Genomic DNA, 16030 nt, shown 5'->3' with positions numbered 1-16030 from the left:
CCCCCCCCCCCCCCCCCCCCCCCCCCCCCCCCCCCCCCCCCCCCCCCCCCCCCCCCCCCCCCCCCCCCCCCCCCCCCCCCCCCCCCCCCCCCCCGCTTCGTACACCTCGGCCGCCACGTCCTTCAGCTCCTCGGCGTCCCGGACCTCGCTCTGCAGGTCGAGGAAGATCTCGTCCAGGCCGATCTCGGCGTGGGCGACCAGGTCCGCCACGATCTGTCCGACGTCACCCTGGAAGGGCTGCCGGTCCTCGCCCGCGTACGGCTTGGGCGTGTAGCGGGGGTTGGTGCGCAGCACGGTCCGCAGCGGCCGGGTGCGCCCGCGCTCGGCGGCCAGGTCCCGCAACCGGCTCCACTGCGCGGCCAGTTGCTCGACGCCCATGCCGATCGGCATCCACCCGTCCGCGTCGTCGACGAGCCGGCGCCTGGCCTTGCCCGTGTTGGCGGCGAGCAGGATCGGGATCGGCCGGGCCGGCTTGGGGCCGACCACGGCCGAGGCGATCCGGGTGAGGGTGCCGTCGTACACCACGGGGTCGGGGCCCCACACCGCGCGGCACACCTCGATCACCTCGTCCAGGGCGTCGCCGCGCTCCTCGAAGGGACGCGCGGAGGCGGCCGCGTACTCGTCGAGGGACCAGCCCGTGCCGAGACCCGCCACCACCCGGCCGCCGCTGGCCGCGTCGAGGGTGGCGAGGGCCTTGGCGAGCTGGAAGGGGGTGTGCAGCGGCGCGACCAGGACGCTGGTGCCCAGCTCGACGCGCTCGGTGACCGCGGCCGCGAGGGCCAGGGTCACCAGGGGGTCGGCGACACCGCGGTAGGAGTCCGGCCAGGGCAGGCCCTCGACGCCGTACAGCCCCTGGGTCGGGGGGTCCGGGAACAGGGCCCGCTCGAAGACCCACAGGCTGTCGAACCCGATCGCCTCCGCGGCGCGTGCCACGCCGGGCACGTCCCGGCCGAGGTCGAAGTGCTTCATCTGCGGGAGGGTGAGGCCGAGTCGCGTCGTCATACGGGAGTACTCCTTCGCATCCGGGTGTGCCGGCAAGTCAACGTACAGTGAGCGTCCGGTTGTTCCGGCGCGGACCGGGTCGCGTGGCCGGATCAGTCCGGCAGGGGAGTGAGCAGCATCCGGCCGGCCAGGCCCACCGCCGCGTCGAGGCGGTCGCCGAACTCCTCGGCCAGGTCGGGCAGTCCGCGCAGCGCCCACAGGGCCCGCGCCGCGGCCCAGGTGGCCTCGCGGGCCCGCTCCAGACTCCAGGAGCCGAGCAGATGGGTGAGCGGATCGGCGATCTGGAGCACGTCCGGTCCGGGCATCAGCTCCTCGCGGATGCGTTCCTCCAGCGAGACGAGGAGATCGCCCACGCGCTCGAACTCGTCCTCCAGGTCGGCCGGTTCGCAGCCGAGCGCACGGCAGGCGTCGACGACGGCGAGCGCGAGATCGTGGCCGATGTGGGCGTTGATGCCGGCGAGCGCGAACTGGAGGGGCCGAACTCCCGGATGGCGGCGGAAGCGCAGCAGCGGCCGCCAGCAGGCGGGTGCCCGGCCCTCCTCGGCCACCGCCAGATAGCGCTCCGCGAACCGTACGTCCAGCGTCTCCGCGGCCTGCCGGTCGGGGAACACCCCGGCATCCAGCCGACGGTCGAACTCCTCGGTGACCCTGAGGTAGACACGGTTGAAGACCGCGAGACCGTCGCGCCCGGGAAGCGTCGCGTCCAGGACGCGCATACGGGCGACGACCGTGTCGACGGGGGTGGTGAACTGCGCCGGATGGGCCATGGGGGCAGCGTCCCAGTCCTGGGGCGCCCCGGGTGCCGCCGGGCCGACGACTTCCCCAGAACGGGGGAACGGCCGGGCGGCCCGGGGACTTCCGCGGCGGAGTCCGTCTAGGCGCCCGCGCGCTGATCCCCGGGATCGTCGTACGCCGACGTCCCCGCGTCGAGCAGCGGTTCGGACCGCAGGTGGGGCGGGGCCATCGCCCGCAGCGCGTGATAGCCGGTGATCACGACGATGGTGCCCAGCGCGATGCCGTTCAGCGAGAAGTTGTCCGTGAACTTCAGGGTGACGCCGCCGATGCCGATGATGATGCCCGCGGCGGCGGGGACCAGGTTCAGCGGATTGCGCAGGTCCACCCGGGCGTTGAGCCAGATCTGCGCGCCCAGCAGCCCGATCATGCCGTAGAGGATGACGGTGATGCCGCCGAGGACACCGCCCGGGATCGCCGCGACCACCGCGCCGAACTTGGGGCACAGTCCGAAGAGCAGGGCGAAACCGGCGGCGGCCCAGTAGGCGGCCGTGGAGTAGACCCGGGTGGCGGCCATGACGCCGATGTTCTCGGAGTACGTGGTGTTGGGCGGGCCGCCGACCGCGGTGGAGAGCATGGAGGCGGCGCCGTCCGCGGAGATCGCGGTGCCCAGTTCGTCGTCCAGCGGATCGCCGGTCATCTCGCCGACGGCCTTGACGTGCCCGGCGTTCTCCGCGACCAGCGCGATGACCACCGGCAGCGCGACGAGGATCGCGGACCACTGGAACGTCGGTCCGTGGAACGACGGCAGGCCGATCCAGTCGGCCCGCTCGACCCCGGAGAGGTCCAGACGCCAGTGGTCGGTGACCTTGCCGCTCGCGTCCGCCGCGTGGATCCGGCCGAAGATCCGGTCGAAGGTCCAGGAGATCGCGTAGCCGAAGACCAGGCCCAGGAAGATCGCGATGCGGGACCAGAATCCGCGCAGGCACACCACGGCCGCGCCGGTCACCAGCATGGTGAGCAGCGCGGTCCACTGGTCCTGCGGCCAGTACGTGGAGGCGGTCACCGGCGCCAGGTTGAACCCGATCAGCATGACGACCGCGCCGGTCACGATCGGCGGCATCGCCGCGTGGATGACCCTCGCCCCGAACCGCTGGACGGCCAGACCCACCAGGAACAGGGCGACGCCGACCACGAAGCAGGCGCCGGTCACCGTGGCGCTGGTGCCGCCCTGCGCGCGGATCACGGCGGCGACACCGACGAAGGAGAGCGAACAGCCCAGGTAGCTGGGCACCCGGCCGCGGGTGGAGAGCAGGAAGATGACCGTCGCGACGCCGGACATCATGATCGCGAGGTTGGGATCGAGCCCCATCAGGACGGGTGCCACGAAGGACGCCCCGAACATGGCCACCACGTGCTGGGCGCCGAGCCCGAAGGTCCGGGGCCAGGAGAGGCGTTCGTCGGGGCGGACGACCGCTCCCGGGGCGGGGGTCCGCCCGTCGCCGTGCAGTTTCCAGCGGACGCCTAGGTCCATGGTGCGGGTTCGCTTTCTCTGTACGTGAATGTGTCCGGACCATTGTCACGTCCAACCAGGCCCTCTACGCTCAACCGGTCCATCTCATGAACATCGTTCATATGTATGATCGGAGTGTTCTGTGAGCGCACGATCCGGACGGGGCCTGACGATCGCGGCGGCCCTGGTCACCCTCGCCCTCCTGGCCGCCCCCTCGGCGTCCGCCCGTACGACGTCCCCGCCCGCACCCGAGGTGCCGGCCCGCTCCGCGTCCGCGGCCGTCCCCGCGGCATCGGGCCGGGCCGGGTCCGAACCGCCGGAGACCGTGGTCCTCGACGGCGGCCGGCTGCTCCGCACCCGGGCCCGGCTGGCGAAGGGCGACCACCGACTCGCCCGGGCGCTGCGGGAGTTGACGGCCCGCGCCGACAACTGGCTGGACCAGGGCCCCTGGACGGTCGTCGACAAACCGAGACCCGCGCCCGGCGGCGACGTCCACGACTACCTCAGCCAGGCCCCCTACTGGTGGCCCTCGCAGACGCCCACCGCCGACAACCCCTGGGGGTGCCCCTACGTCCAGCGGGACGGGCAGCGCAATCCCGAGGTCGACACCGGCACCGACCGCCAGGACGTGGAGAAGGTGTTCGACTCGACGTACGACCTCGCGCTCGCCTGGTACTACACCGGCGAGAAGCGGTACGCCGTGAAGGCCGGCCAGGTCCTGCGCACCTGGTTCCTGGACCCGGCCACCCGGATGAACCCGAACCTGGACCACGGCCAGTTCATCCCCTGCAAGTACGACGGCCGTGCCATCGGCATCATCGACTTCTCGCAGTCCTACACGAGCGTCCTCGACGCGATCACCCTCCTGGACACCGGCGCCCCCGGCTGGTCCCGGCGCGACCGGGCCGCGATGCTCGCCTGGAACACCGGCTACCGCGACTGGCTGAAGGACGGTGCCTTCGGCAAGGAGGAGGGCGCGGCGCGCAACAACCACGGCACCTTCTACGACATGCAGCTCGCCGCCCTCGCCTGCGCGACCGGCGACAAGGACCTCGCCCGGCGCACCGTGCTCGCCGCGGGCCCCCTGCGCGTCGACCCGCAGATCGCCCCCGACGGCGGCCAGCCCCAGGAGCTCGCCCGGACCCGGAGCTGGCACTACTCGACCTTCGACCTGGTCGCGTACACCCGGCTCGCGGCCATCGGCCGCAAGGTCGGCGTGGACCTGTGGGCATACCGGGGGCAGGACGGGCAGAGCCTGACCAGGGCCGTCGACTACCTGCTGCCCGCCGCGACCGCCGCCGAGCCGTGGAACCATCCCGAGCTGGAGTTCCACCGCTTCGCGGCGAGCGATGTCGTGCACGCCGCGGCCGACGCGGGGGACCGGGCCGCCCGGGCCGCCGTGCCGCGGCTCGAAGCGCCGCCCGGCGGTGATCTGTGGGAGCTGCGGCCGGCCGCCGAGCAGCTCGACTCGATCGCGGGCTGATCCCGCCCGGACGGGGTTCCTGAGCGTTTGCTTAGGATGGGGGAGTCCATTCAGCCAGGCCCGCCCCGTGAGCGCGCCGCAGCACGCTCCAGGAGCCCCGCCCGTGACCGCCGAAGCACCCGTCGCCCCCGCCCTCCCGTACGGACGGCTTCTGCCCGTCACCGTCCACTTCGACGACCTCGACGCGCTCGGGCTGCTGCACAACGCCCGCTACCCGGTCATGGTCGAGCGCGCCTGGGCCGCGCTCTGGAACGAGCGCGGCTTCGGCTTCGACGGCGACTGGGAGGCGGCCGGGGACTCGTGCAACGCGGTCAAGGAACTGCGGATCAGCTACGAGGCCCCGGTCAGCCGGCCCGGCCCGTACGCCGTCCACCTCTGGCTGGACCGGCTCGGGAACACCGGCCTGACCTACGGCTTCCGGTTCTGCTCGCCCGACGGCGCGGTCACCTACGCGCACGGGACCCGGGTGCTCGTCCGGCTCGACGCCGGGACGCTGCGCCCGACGCCGTGGAGCGAGCGGTTCAGGGCCGTGGGCCGGGAACTGCTGCGCTCGGAGGGCTGACCTTCGGGCTGACGCGATCCCCGGCGCGCAGCACACCCGCCAGCGCGACCAGCCCGAGCGCCAGGATCGTCACCAGCACGAACGACACCATCAGGTTCGTCGCCTGCGCCACGGACCCGATCAGACTCGGCGCGATCAGCCCCGAGGTGTACGTGATGGTGGCGACGCCGGCGATGGCCTGGCTGGGGTTGGGGCCGCTGCGTCCGGCCGCCGCGAAGCAGAGCGGCACGACGACCGCGATCCCGAGGCCGAGCATCGCGAAGCCGCTCATCGCCAGCGCCGGATGCTCCGCGACGACGATCAGCGCACCGCCGGCCACGGCCAGCACGCCGCCCGCCCGCACGGTGCGCACGGCGCCGAAGCGGTTCACCACCGTGTCCCCGACCAGCCGTGCCACGGCCATGGTGAGCATGAAGCCGGTCGTGCAGGCCGCGGCGAGAGCGGCCGAGCTGTCCAGCCGGTCGCGCAGATAGACCGCCGACCAGTCCAGGCTCGCGCCCTCCGCGAAGACCGCGCAGAATCCGACCGCGCCGATGAGCAGCGCCGAGCGGGGCGGCAGCGCGAACCGCGGCGGCGGCTCCTCGTCCTCGGCGGGCTGGAGGTCGAGCACCCAGCGGCAGGCGGCCAGACCGAGGAGCGTGAGGGTCGCCGCGGCCAGGGCGTGGTGCAGGCGCGCGTCGGCGCCCAGATGCGCCGCGAGTGTGCCGGCCGCCGCGCCGATCAGCGCGCCGCCGCTCCACATGCCGTGCAGCCCGGACATGATCGACTTGTCGAGACGGTTCTCGACCTCGACCCCCAGCGCGTTCATGGCGACGTCCGCCATCCCCGCCGTGGCGCCGTACACGAACATGGCGAGGCACAGTGTCACCAGGTTCGGCGCCAGGGACGGCAGGACCAGGGCCAGCGTCCACAGGGCGATGAGCCCGCGCAGCGCCGTGCGGCTGCCGAAGTGATGGGTGATGCGGCCGGCCAGCGGCATCGAGCAGGACGCGCCGAGCGCGGTGAAGGCGAGGGCGAATCCGAGCTGGCCCGCGCTGACCGAGGCGTGGTCCTGGATCCACGGCACCCGGGTCGCGAAGGACCCGGTGACGGCTCCGTGCACGGCGAACACGGCCGCCACGGCGTACCGGGCGCGCCTGACCTCGCGTTGGTCGTGGACGACTTCACTCATGCTCGGGCCCCTCCCCAGGTGATGGTTCCACGGTGTGCCGCCGTAAACTATCAGGAACCCTGCCTGATAAATAGATGAGTGCTCGCCGCCCGGTCGTCCGGCGGCCCCGGCGATCTGGGAGGATTCCCGCCATGCCCGCATCCCCGAGCACCGCACGGGCCATCAACGACCGGCTCGCCCTGCGGCTGCTGCAGCAGGAAGGCCCTTTGACGGCCACGCGGTTGAAGCAGCTCACCGGACTGTCCCGGCCGACCGTCGCCGACCTCGTCGAACGCCTCACCGCCTCCGGCCTCGTCACCGTCGTCGGGGAATCGGGGGAGCAGCGGCGCGGCCCGAACGCGCGGGTCTACGGGATCGTCGCGGACCGCGCCCACCTGGCGGCGCTGGACGTCCGTACGGAGGGGGTCTCCGTCGTCGTCTCCGATCTGGTCGGCCGCGTCCTGGCCGAGGCGTCCGCGCCCATCGGGGAGGACACCGGGACCGGACCCGCGGTGGAGCGGGCGGTCGCGCTGGTCGAGCGGGTGGCGAAGGAGGCCGGCACCCCCGGGGCGCCGCGCCCGCGCGAACGCGACCGGGGGTGGGGCAGGCTGCACACCGTCGGCATCGGGGCACCCGGTCTGATCGATCCCGTCAGCGGTGAGCTCCGCAACTCCACCGGCCTGCCCGAGTGGCACCGGCGCCTGGTCGCGGCCCTCCAGGAACGGCTTCCCGAGGCCCGCGTCCTCGTCGAGAACGAGACCAACCTCGCGGCCATCGCCGAACAGCGGGACGGCGTCGCCCGCGACCGCGACACCTTCGTGCTGCTGTGGCTCGGACACGGCACCGGCGCCGCCGTCGTCCTCGACGGCGCCCTGCGCCGCGGCGCCTCCGGGGGGACCGGGGAGATCGGCTTCCTGCCCGTGCCGGGCACCACGAGCCTGCCCTCGGCCACCGACTGCGGGGGCGGCTTCCACTCGCTGGTCGGGTCCGCGGCGATCGCGGAGCTGGCGGCGGAGTACGGCCTGACGGCGCGGCCCGAGGGCCACGAACCGCATGCCGCCGCGCTGGTGCGGGAGGCCCTGGCGGCGCCCGGCTCCGCGGCGGCCGTCGGCTTCCTCGGCGTCCTCGCCGACCGCCTCGCCATCGGGGCGGCCTCCGTCAGCGCCGTACTCGACCCCGGATGTGTCGTCCTGGGCGGCGAGGTGGGCCGGGCGGGCGGCGAAGGGCTCGCGGCGCGGGTCGCGCGGCGGCTCGCCGGTATGTCGCCGCTCCCCACCGAGGTGCGCGCGAGCACGCTGGGCGGCGGCGCGGTGCTGCGCGGCGCCCTGCTGACCGCGCGCGACGGCGCCCAGGACGAACTGTTCGCACCGCCGTCGTCCCGGTAGGCGCGGTCGCTCCGCCGTCGTGGTCCCCGTGGGCAACGGTCCTGCTGCTGCGGTCCCGGCATGCCGGGCATGCCCGGCATGGGTCCGGCTGGAGACCCGGCGGCGGGGCAAGGGCCTTCGTCACCGCCGCCGGGTCGATCGTGGGGGGACCGGCAATGAATGATCACGCAGTCTTGATCGAGGACATTAAGAGGACTAGACCAGAGCGTCAATAGGTATGGACCAGTTGCGCGAACCCGGGTCGTGCCGCAAGGCCGCCCGGGGCCAAGGGGGTTGGCCGCGCGACCGCTCCGCGGAAGTCCATGCCGACCGGCTGTGAGCCACCCCACAGGCATGCGGCCGTATGGCCGACGATCGGGCGTGGCACACTGGCCATGTACCAGAAGCAGCGCACTCCGGGGTCGGTGTAATTCCGAACCGGCGGTTACAGTCCGCGACCCGGTCGCTTCCAGCGGCCGGTTGACCAGGTGAAATTCCTGGACCGACGGTTAAAGTCCGGATGGGAGGCAGTGCGCGGCGGGCGGGCATTTCGTGCGCGCTGCCGTTTGTTGCTGCTCGTCCTGCGGGACGGGTGTCCTTTCGGCGTCGCTCCCGGTGTGCCGCTGTCCGCTCATTCTGTCGTCATCGACAGCCCCGGAGTCCGTGCCCCATGAGGCAGGAGGACCCGGGAAGTGTTCACCGGAATCGTCGAAGAGCTGGGTGAGGTCACCGCCGTCGAGATGCTCGACGACGCCTCGCGTTTCCGGCTGCGTGGCCCCGTCGTCACGCAGGGCGCGCAGCACGGCGACTCCATCGCCGTCAACGGAGTCTGTCTCACCGTGGTCGAGCACGAGGGCGACGAGTTCACCGCCGACGTCATGGCCGAGACCCTGAACCGCTCCAGCCTCGGGGCCCTCACCGTCGGCTCCCGCGTCAACCTGGAACGGCCGATGGCCGTGGGCGACCGCCTCGGCGGCCACATCGTGCAGGGACACGTCGACGGCACCGGCTCGGTCATCGAGCGCAAGCCGTCCGAGAACTGGGAGATCGTCAAGATCTCGCTGCCCGCCGACCTTTCGCGCTATGTCGTCGAGAAGGGCTCCATCACCGTCGACGGCATCAGCCTGACCGTGGTCGACGCGGGCCCCGACTTCTTCACCGTCAGCCTCATCCCCACCACCCTCGACCTGACCACCCTGGGCCACAAGCAGCCCGGCGACCCGGTCAACCTCGAGGTCGACGTCATCGCCAAGTACGTCGAGCGTCTGCTCGGCCCGCGCGGCGCGCAGTCCGGCGGTCTGCCCGGTGGCGAGGGGGCCGGCCGGTGAACTGGCTCAACTCCGAGGCGTTCGTCCTGCTCGACCAGCACATCCTCTGGTCGGACATGATCGGCAACGTGATCGGCCTGATCGCCCTCGCGCTCGGCTGGCGCCGGTCCGTGTGGAGCTGGCCCGTCCAGCTCCTGTCCGGACTGGTCCTCTTCGCCGCCTTCTACGGCCACCTCACCGGCAGCGCCGGCAAGCAGGTCGTGGTCATCGCCGTCGCCCTGTGGGGCTGGTGGCAGTGGAACCGCGGCGAGGGCAAGGACGGCCGCGTCTCCGTGCGGTTCGCCACCTGGCGCGAACGCGCGTACATGGCGGGCGCCGCGGCCGTCGGCACCCTCGCCGTCAGCGGCCTGTTCCACGCGTACCCGACGCTGTCCTGGGACCCCTGGCCCGACGCCTACATCTTCGTCGGCACGATCGTCGCCATGTACGCGCAGGCCCGCGGCATGGTCGAGTTCTGGTTCGCCTGGCTGCTCGTCGACGTGGTGGGCGTCCCGCTCAACTTCGCCAACGGCTACGCCTTCTCCGGTTTCGTCTACGTCCTGTACGGCGCGCTCGTCCTGTGGGGCATGCGCGACTGGTGGCTGCGCTCCCGTGAGGCCGGGCAGCCCGTCATGGAAGGAGCCCCGGCATGACAACGGCGCCGGTTTGGTACAGCACCGGGCACGATCAGGATGCCTCGGACTTCGCGCTCGACCCCGTCGAGCAGGCCATCGCCGACATCGCGGCCGGCCGCCCCATCGTGGTCGTCGACGACGAGGACCGCGAGAACGAGGGCGACCTCGTCGTCGCCGCCGAGATGGCGACCCCCGAGATCGTCGCCTTCATGATGAGCGAGTGCCGCGGACTGATCTGCGCGCCCATGGAGGGCGACGAACTCGACCGGCTGCGGCTGCCGCAGATGGTCGACGACAACACCGAGTCGATGAAGACCGCGTTCACCGTGTCGGTGGACGCCTCCGCCGCCCACGGGGTCACCACCGGCATCTCGGCGGCCGACCGCGCCGCCACCCTGCGGCTCCTCGCGGACGGTGTCTCGGAAGCCGACGACTTCGTACGCCCGGGCCACATCTTCCCGCTGCGCGCCCGGCCCGGAGGCGTGCTGGCCCGCAACGGCCACACCGAGGCCGCCGTCGACCTCGCCCGGCTGGCGGGACTGCGTCCGGCCGGGGCGATCGTCGAGATCGCCGGCGAGGACGGCCGGATGCTCCGGCTGCCCGAGCTCATCCCCTTCGCCCGCAAGCACGGGCTGACGATCATCTCCATCGAGGACCTGATCGCCTACCGTCGCACCGCGGAACGCGCGCTTGCGGCCGAGACGGCCGCGGCCCCCGCCGCGCCCACCGTCCGGCGCGAGGCCGAGGTCCGGCTCCCCACCGCCTTCGGCGAGTTCACCGCGTACGGCTACCGCTCCACCGCCGACGGCGTCGAGCACGTCGCCCTCGTGCACGGTGAGATCGGCGACGGCGAGGACGTCCTGGTCCGCGTCCACTCCGAGTGCCTGACCGGCGACGTCTTCCACTCGCACCGCTGCGACTGCGGACCCCAGCTCCAGACGTCCATGGAGCGTATCCAGGCCGAGGGCCGGGGCATCGTGGTCTACCTCCGCGGCCACGAGGGGCGCGGTATCGGCCTGCTCTCCAAGCTCCGCGCGTACGAGCTCCAGGAGCGCGGCCGGGACACCCTGGACGCCAACCTGGAACTCGGCCTGCCCGCCGACGCCCGGGACTACGGCGCGAGCGCGCGGATCCTGGAGGACCTCGGCGTCCGCAGCCTGCGTCTGATGACCAACAACCCCGACAAGACCGACGCGCTCGTCCGCTACGGACTGCGTGTCACCGGCAGGGAGCCCATGCCCGTCCAGGCGGGCGAGCACAACCTCGGCTATCTGCTGACCAAGCGGGACCGGATGGGGCACGACCTGCCCTGGCTCGACGCGACCACCGTGTCGGCCTGCGGGAGCCAGTGACCCGTACGACCGGCACCACGGCACGACACAGCACCAACCATCGGCAACACGGCACTATCGGCAACACGGCACAGCGGGACTGAAGGAGAGACGTGAGCGGCAAGGGTGCACCTGAACTGTCCGTACGCAACTGCGGCGACCTGCGGGTCGCGGTCATCGCGGCACAGTGGCACGACAAGGTGATGGACGGTCTCGTGGACGGCGCGCTGCGCGCCCTGCGCGAGCTGGGAATCGACGAGCCGACCCTGTTGCGGGTCCCCGGCAGCTTCGAACTGCCGGTCGCCGCCAAGGTCCTGGCGGGCCGCGGCTACGACGCGATCGTCGCGCTCGGCGTCGTCATCCGCGGCGGAACCCCCCACTTCGAGTACGTGTGCCAGGGGGTCACCCAGGGACTCACCCAGGTCTCCATCGACACCGGTGTCCCCATCGGCTTCGGAGTGCTCACCTGTGACACCGAGGAGCAGGCCCTGGACCGCGCGGGCATCGAGGGCTCCAACGAGGACAAGGGCCACGAGGCGGTGACGGCCGCCGTGGCGACCGCGGCCACCCTCCGCTCAGTATCCGAACCCTGGCACTGAGGCGGGGCCCCGAGCGCGTAGGGTGAGGACCACCATGTCCAAGAAGACGTTCGAGGAGCTCTTCACCGAGCTCCAGCACAAGGCCACCACGGGCGATCCCGCCACCTCGCGCACCGCCGAGCTCGTCGGCAAGGGCGTTCATGCCATCGGCAAGAAGGTCGTCGAAGAGGCCGCAGAGGTCTGGATGGCCGCCGAGTACGAGGGCAAGGACGCCGCCGCCGAGGAGATCTCGCAGCTCCTCTACCACGTCCAGGTGATGATGGTCGCGCGCGGGATCTCCCTCGACGACGTGTACGCGCATCTGTAGGGGCTCTCTCCACAGCCCCACGGCACGGCACGTCCGCCCGTCCCACCCACCCCGAACACCATCGAGCAAAGGAAGCCGACCTCATGCTGCGCATCGCCGTCCCCAACAAGGGTTCCCTCTCAGGACCTGCGGCGGACATGCTGCATGAGGCCGGCTACCAGCAGCGCCGGGAGTCCAAGGAACTGCGGATCGTCGACCCGAACAACGAGGTCGAGTTCTTCTACCTCCGCCCCCGGGACATCGCGATCTACGTCTCCTCCGGCCGGCTCGACATCGGCATCACCGGCCGGGACCTGCTGGTCGACTCCGGAGCGAACGCCGAGGAGATCCTCCCGCTCGGCTTCGCCCGCTCCACCTTCCGCTTCGCCGCCAAGCCGGGCACCGCGAACGGCATCGCGGACCTGAAGGGCCGCACGGTCGCCACCTCCTACGAGGGCATCGTCGCCGGACACCTCGCCGACCACGGCATCGACGCCTCCGTCGTGCACCTCGACGGAGCCGTCGAGACCGCCATCGAACTCGGTGTCGCCGAGGTCATCGCGGACGTCGTCGAGACGGGCACCTCGCTGCGCAACGCCGGCCTGGAGATCTTCGGCGAGCCGATCATGAAGTCGGAGGCCGTGGTCATCCGCCGGGTCGGAGCCGGCCCCACCGAGGACGCCGAGCCCAAGGTGCAGCAGTTCCTGCGCCGCCTCCAGGGCGTGCTGGTCGCGCGGACCTACGTGATGATGGACTACGACTGCCGCGCCGAGCACCTGGAGAAGGCCGTCGCGCTCACTCCCGGCCTGGAGTCGCCGACCATCTCGCCGCTGCACAACGAGGGCTGGGTCGCCGTCCGCGCCATGGTCCCCTCCAAGGAGGCCCAGCGGATCATGGACGACCTGTACGAGCTCGGCGCGCGGGCCATCCTGACCACGGCCATCCACGCCTGCCGGCTCTGACAGGATCAACGGACATGTCGGACCTTCCCACCCTTCCCATAACCTTCCGCCCCTCCCGTACCCGGGCGGTGCTGCTCACCGCGGGCGCCTCGATCCTTGTGGTCATCACCACGGTCGCCATGCTTCTGGAGCAACTCGGCCCGGGGGAGCGGCTCAGCTTCATCTTCACCGCGGCACTGCTCTTCGGAGTGCTCCTGCTGCTGTCGCGGCCCAAGGTCGTCGCCGACGAGAACGGCGTCACGGTCGTCAACATCGCGAGCCGCCGGCACCTGGACTGGGCGGAGATCGTGCAGGTCAACCTGCGTACGGGCGACCCCTGGGTGTTCCTCGACCTCACCGACGGCACCAGCCTCCCGGCGCTCGGCATCCAGCCGGGCATCGCCAGGCAGCGCGCCATCGAGGACGCCCGCGCCCTGCGCGCGCTCGTCTCGGCCCGCGGAATCCAGGAGCCCGACGGCCACCGCGGCGAACATCGGGGCTGACTCTCGGCCCTCCACCCTGCCCTGAGAGCCCATGTCTTGATTAATCTGTCGGCGGAGGCGTTTTTCATCGCGCCTCCGCCTCCGATGTGCTCCCGCCCTCAGAGGCCCCCTGCTACCCGAGGAGTGACTCCCTCCAGCGATGGACGGATCGTCCTGTAGTACCTGCGCCGCCCCCTTCCGACATAGCGAGGCGGCGGCATGACCATCCCCCTGTTGCTCCTTGGCGCGGCATTCCTGCTGATTCTCGCCAACGGCTTCTTCGTGGCCGCGGAGTTCGGACTCGTCACCGTCGAGCGCCCCGAGGCCGAGAAGGCCGCTGCCGAAGGCGACGAACGCGCCGGCACGGTCGTCGAGTCGCTCAAGGAGCTGTCCTTCCAGCTCTCCGGCACCCAGCTCGGCATCACCATCACCTCGCTGGTCGTCGGCATGCTCGCCGAACCGGCCCTGGCCCAGCTCCTGGACGGCCCGTTCGAGGCCCTCGGACTGCCCGAGGGCGCGGTGCCCGGCTTCGCCGTGGTGACCGGCATGCTGCTGGCCTCGGCCGTGCAGATGGTCGTCGGTGAACTCGTGCCCAAGAACTGGGCGGTCTCCAAGCCGCTCCAGGTGGCCCGCTTCGTCGCCGGCCCGCAGCACGTCTTCTCCCGCCTCTTCCGGCCGGTCATCGCGGCGCTGAACACGGTCGCCAACCGCCTCGTCCGTGCCCTGGGCGTGGAACCCGCCGAGGAGCTGGCCTCCGCCCGCACCCCCGGCGAACTGATCTCCCTGGCCCGTCACTCGGCCCGCGCCGGCGCCCTGGAGCAGGACACCGCGGACCTCTTCGTCCGCACGATGTCCCTGGCCGACCTCACCGCGCAGCACGTCATGACGCCGCGGGTGAAGGTCAGCGCCCTCCAGTCGTCGGCCACCGCCGAGGACGTGGTCAACCTCACCCGCGCCACCGGTCTGTCCCGCTTCCCCGTCTACCGGGAGCGCATCGACGAGATCGTCGGCATGGTCCATCTCAAGGACGCCCTCGCGATCCCCTCGCACGACCGGCTGCGGACCCCCGTCGGCCGGATCGCCCAGGCCCCGCTGCTCGTCCCGGAGACCCTGCCCGTGCAGCCCCTCCTGGAGCGGCTGCGCAGCGAACAGCCCATCGCCGTCGTCGTCGACGAGTACGGCGGCACGGCCGGCGTGGTGACCCTGGAGGACATCGTCGAGGAACTCGTCGGCGAGGTCCACGACGAGCACGACGACGTGCAGGGCGAACAGCCCGAGCTCGCGGCCGCTCCGCCCGAGGACGGCAGGCCCGCCTGGGACGCCGACGGAAGCTGCCGGGTCGACATCCTGCGGCGCATAGGCCTCGACGTGCCCGAGGGGCCGTACGAGACCGTCGCCGGCCTCGTCGCCGACCTGCTCGGCAGGATCCCGGCCCCCGGTGACAAGGCCGAGCTGCCGGGCTGGCGCCTGGTGGTGCGGCAGGTCGGGCACTACCGTGCCGAACGCGTCCGCCTCGTGCGGACCGCGCTCGCCCCGGAGGCCGTCCGATGAGCATGCTCCAACTGCTGTTCGCGGGCCTTCTGGTACTCGCCAACGGCTTCTTCGTCGGAGCCGAGTTCGCGCTCGTGTCCGTACGGCGCAGCCAGATCGAACCGCTGGGCACCGCCCGCTCCCGACAGGTCCTCTACGGCCTGGAGCGGCTGCCGCAGATGATGGCGGCGGCCCAGTTCGGCATCACCCTGTGCTCGCTGACCCTCGGCGCGGTCGCCGAGCCCACGGTCGCCCATCTGCTGGAGCCGCTGTTCGCGGCGGTCCACCTGCCGGACGGGGTGATCCACCCCCTCGGGTACGTGATCGCGCTGGCCCTGGTCGTCTTCTTCCACCTCGTCATCGGCGAGATGGTGCCGAAGAACCTGGCGATGGCCGCGCCCGAGAAGACGGCCCTGTGGCTCAGCCCCGGACTCGTCGCCTTCGCCCGGGTGTGCCGCCCGGTCACGGTGGGCCTCGGCGCCTGCGCCCAGGTCATCCTCAAGCTGTTCCGGGTCGAGCCCAAGGACGAGGTCGAGGCGGTCTTCACCAGCGAGCAGCTCAACCGGCTGGTCGAGGACTCCGGACAGGCGGGACTGCTCGAACCCGAGGAGCAGGAGCGTCTGGAGGACGCCCTGGAACTCGGCTCCCGCCCCGTCACCGACGTCCTGCTGGACGGCGCCTCGCTGGTCACCGTCGATCCCTCGGTCACCCCGGGCCAGGTCGTCGCGCTCACCGCGCGCACCGGCTACTCCCGCTTCCCGGTGGTCGCGGAGAACGGCGCCTTCATGGGCTGCTACCTCCATGTGAAGGACGTCCTCGACCTGGAGGAGTCCGAGCGCGCGGTCCCGCAGCAGATGTGGCGGCCGATGACGACCCTGCGCTGCGAACTCCCCCTGGACGACGCCCTCACCGTGATGCGCCGTGCCGCGACGCATCTGGCCCAGGTCGCCGACGCCTCGGGGAAGGTCCTCGGCCTCGTGGCCCTGGAGGACGTCCTGGAGCTGCTGGTCGGCGAGGTACGGGACCCGGCGCACCGCGATGTCACGCCGGTCCGGGTCGCCGAGCCGCGCGTCGGCCGGGCCGAGGAGGCGCTGGCGAGCTGACCGTGAGCGT

Annotated in this window: 16 protein-coding genes and 1 riboswitch; of the genes, 12 read left to right on the top strand and 4 right to left on the bottom strand. The window is 72.0% G+C overall.

Going from position 1 to position 16030, the window contains the following annotated elements:
* From ACZ4TO_RS38915 to ACZ4TO_RS38905, 3 genes are all read right to left on the bottom strand, one after another.
* The coding region (locus tag ACZ4TO_RS38915) for an LLM class F420-dependent oxidoreductase (RefSeq protein ID WP_468026713.1) at positions 1-1002 on the bottom strand (1002 nt) is incomplete at its 3' end.
* A 92-nt stretch (positions 1003-1094) separates the two neighbouring features.
* Positions 1095-1769 carry a DUF5995 family protein gene (locus tag ACZ4TO_RS38910; protein WP_382795610.1) on the bottom strand — a complete coding sequence of 225 codons (675 nt, stop codon included), beginning with the start codon at positions 1767-1769 and terminating at the stop codon, positions 1095-1097.
* Between the two features lie 107 nt (positions 1770-1876).
* Positions 1877-3268, bottom strand: coding sequence for a uracil-xanthine permease family protein (locus tag ACZ4TO_RS38905; protein WP_382795607.1), 1392 nt, complete (start codon positions 3266-3268; stop codon positions 1877-1879).
* Positions 3269-3389: 121 nt separating this feature from the next.
* Here ACZ4TO_RS38905 and ACZ4TO_RS38900 point away from each other — a divergent pair, with 121 nt between their 5' ends.
* Together ACZ4TO_RS38900 and ACZ4TO_RS38895 are read left to right on the top strand one after the other, a co-directional pair.
* On the top strand, positions 3390-4730 hold the full coding sequence (locus ACZ4TO_RS38900; RefSeq protein ID WP_468026712.1) for an alginate lyase family protein: 1341 nt from the start codon (positions 3390-3392) through the stop codon (positions 4728-4730).
* 103 nt (positions 4731-4833) lie between these two features.
* Positions 4834-5292, top strand: coding sequence for an acyl-CoA thioesterase (locus ACZ4TO_RS38895; protein WP_382795602.1), 459 nt, complete (start codon positions 4834-4836; stop codon positions 5290-5292).
* Here the strand turns inward: ACZ4TO_RS38895 and ACZ4TO_RS38890 are convergent.
* The gene (locus tag ACZ4TO_RS38890) at positions 5252-6463 is read right to left on the bottom strand and encodes an MFS transporter (protein WP_385048147.1); all 1212 of its coding nucleotides are present in this window, start codon (positions 6461-6463) and stop codon (positions 5252-5254) included. The genes ACZ4TO_RS38895 and ACZ4TO_RS38890 overlap by 41 nt on opposite strands.
* 131 nt (positions 6464-6594) lie before the next feature.
* On the opposite strand from ACZ4TO_RS38890, the gene ACZ4TO_RS38885 reads away from it, so the two are divergent.
* From ACZ4TO_RS38885 to ACZ4TO_RS38840, 10 genes are all read left to right on the top strand, one after another.
* Entirely contained in the window at positions 6595-7827 is a 1233-nt protein-coding gene (locus ACZ4TO_RS38885; protein ID WP_468026711.1) for an ROK family transcriptional regulator, read from the top strand.
* Between the two features lie 386 nt (positions 7828-8213).
* A riboswitch (FMN riboswitch) is annotated at positions 8214-8344 on the top strand.
* A gap of 154 nt (positions 8345-8498) precedes the next feature.
* Positions 8499-9134, top strand: coding sequence for a riboflavin synthase (locus ACZ4TO_RS38880; protein ID WP_382795594.1), 636 nt, complete (start codon positions 8499-8501; stop codon positions 9132-9134).
* Positions 9131-9766 (top strand): nicotinamide mononucleotide transporter family protein, encoded by a 636-nt coding sequence (locus ACZ4TO_RS38875; protein ID WP_382795592.1) that lies wholly within the window; start codon positions 9131-9133, stop codon positions 9764-9766. Before ACZ4TO_RS38880 ends, ACZ4TO_RS38875 begins: the two co-directional genes overlap by 4 nt.
* Complete coding sequence (locus tag ACZ4TO_RS38870; RefSeq protein WP_382795589.1) at positions 9763-11100, top strand: bifunctional 3,4-dihydroxy-2-butanone-4-phosphate synthase/GTP cyclohydrolase II; 1338 nt, start codon at positions 9763-9765, stop codon at positions 11098-11100. Before ACZ4TO_RS38875 ends, ACZ4TO_RS38870 begins: the two co-directional genes overlap by 4 nt.
* 92 nt (positions 11101-11192) lie before the next feature.
* On the top strand, positions 11193-11678 hold the full coding sequence (gene ribH, locus ACZ4TO_RS38865) for a 6,7-dimethyl-8-ribityllumazine synthase (protein ID WP_151468514.1): 486 nt from the start codon (positions 11193-11195) through the stop codon (positions 11676-11678).
* Positions 11679-11712: 34 nt separating this feature from the next.
* Positions 11713-11985 carry a phosphoribosyl-ATP diphosphatase gene (locus ACZ4TO_RS38860; protein ID WP_355773816.1) on the top strand — a complete coding sequence of 91 codons (273 nt, stop codon included), beginning with the start codon at positions 11713-11715 and terminating at the stop codon, positions 11983-11985.
* Between the two features lie 83 nt (positions 11986-12068).
* Positions 12069-12926: an ATP phosphoribosyltransferase gene (hisG, locus tag ACZ4TO_RS38855; protein ID WP_382795585.1), complete on the top strand. Its 858-nt coding sequence runs from the start codon at positions 12069-12071 to the stop codon at positions 12924-12926.
* A 14-nt stretch (positions 12927-12940) separates the two neighbouring features.
* Positions 12941-13408, top strand: coding sequence for a PH domain-containing protein (locus tag ACZ4TO_RS38850; RefSeq protein ID WP_382795582.1), 468 nt, complete (start codon positions 12941-12943; stop codon positions 13406-13408).
* A gap of 198 nt (positions 13409-13606) precedes the next feature.
* The gene (locus ACZ4TO_RS38845; protein ID WP_385048163.1) at positions 13607-14938 is read left to right on the top strand and encodes a hemolysin family protein; all 1332 of its coding nucleotides are present in this window, start codon (positions 13607-13609) and stop codon (positions 14936-14938) included.
* Entirely contained in the window at positions 14935-16020 is a 1086-nt protein-coding gene (locus ACZ4TO_RS38840) for a hemolysin family protein (RefSeq protein ID WP_468026710.1), read from the top strand. The genes ACZ4TO_RS38845 and ACZ4TO_RS38840 overlap by 4 nt, the downstream gene beginning before the upstream one ends.
* The last annotated feature ends 10 nt before the right edge of the window (positions 16021-16030 follow it).

This window comes from Streptomyces sp. NPDC028298, assembly GCF_055565895.1.
Note: the sequence above shows the minus strand (reverse complement) of the source record. Positions and strands in the feature narration are given on the sequence as shown.

What these genes read in the sequence shown, in the direction of transcription:
- ACZ4TO_RS38860 (WP_355773816.1), top strand. Translation starts at nt 11,713, where the DNA reads ATGTCCAAGAAGACGTTCGAGGAGCTCTTCACCGAGCTCCAGCACAAG.
- ACZ4TO_RS38870 (WP_382795589.1), top strand. Translation starts at nt 9,763, where the DNA reads ATGACAACGGCGCCGGTTTGGTACAGCACCGGGCACGATCAGGATGCC.
- ACZ4TO_RS38845 (WP_385048163.1), top strand. Translation starts at nt 13,607, where the DNA reads ATGACCATCCCCCTGTTGCTCCTTGGCGCGGCATTCCTGCTGATTCTC.
- ACZ4TO_RS38885 (WP_468026711.1), top strand. Translation starts at nt 6,595, where the DNA reads ATGCCCGCATCCCCGAGCACCGCACGGGCCATCAACGACCGGCTCGCC.
- ACZ4TO_RS38905 (WP_382795607.1), bottom strand. Translation starts at nt 3,268, where the DNA reads ATGGACCTAGGCGTCCGCTGGAAACTGCACGGCGACGGGCGGACCCCC.
- ACZ4TO_RS38850 (WP_382795582.1), top strand. Translation starts at nt 12,941, where the DNA reads ATGTCGGACCTTCCCACCCTTCCCATAACCTTCCGCCCCTCCCGTACC.
- ACZ4TO_RS38890 (WP_385048147.1), bottom strand. Translation starts at nt 6,463, where the DNA reads ATGAGTGAAGTCGTCCACGACCAACGCGAGGTCAGGCGCGCCCGGTAC.
- ACZ4TO_RS38910 (WP_382795610.1), bottom strand. Translation starts at nt 1,769, where the DNA reads ATGGCCCATCCGGCGCAGTTCACCACCCCCGTCGACACGGTCGTCGCC.
- ACZ4TO_RS38840 (WP_468026710.1), top strand. Translation starts at nt 14,935, where the DNA reads ATGAGCATGCTCCAACTGCTGTTCGCGGGCCTTCTGGTACTCGCCAAC.
- hisG (WP_382795585.1), top strand. Translation starts at nt 12,069, where the DNA reads ATGCTGCGCATCGCCGTCCCCAACAAGGGTTCCCTCTCAGGACCTGCG.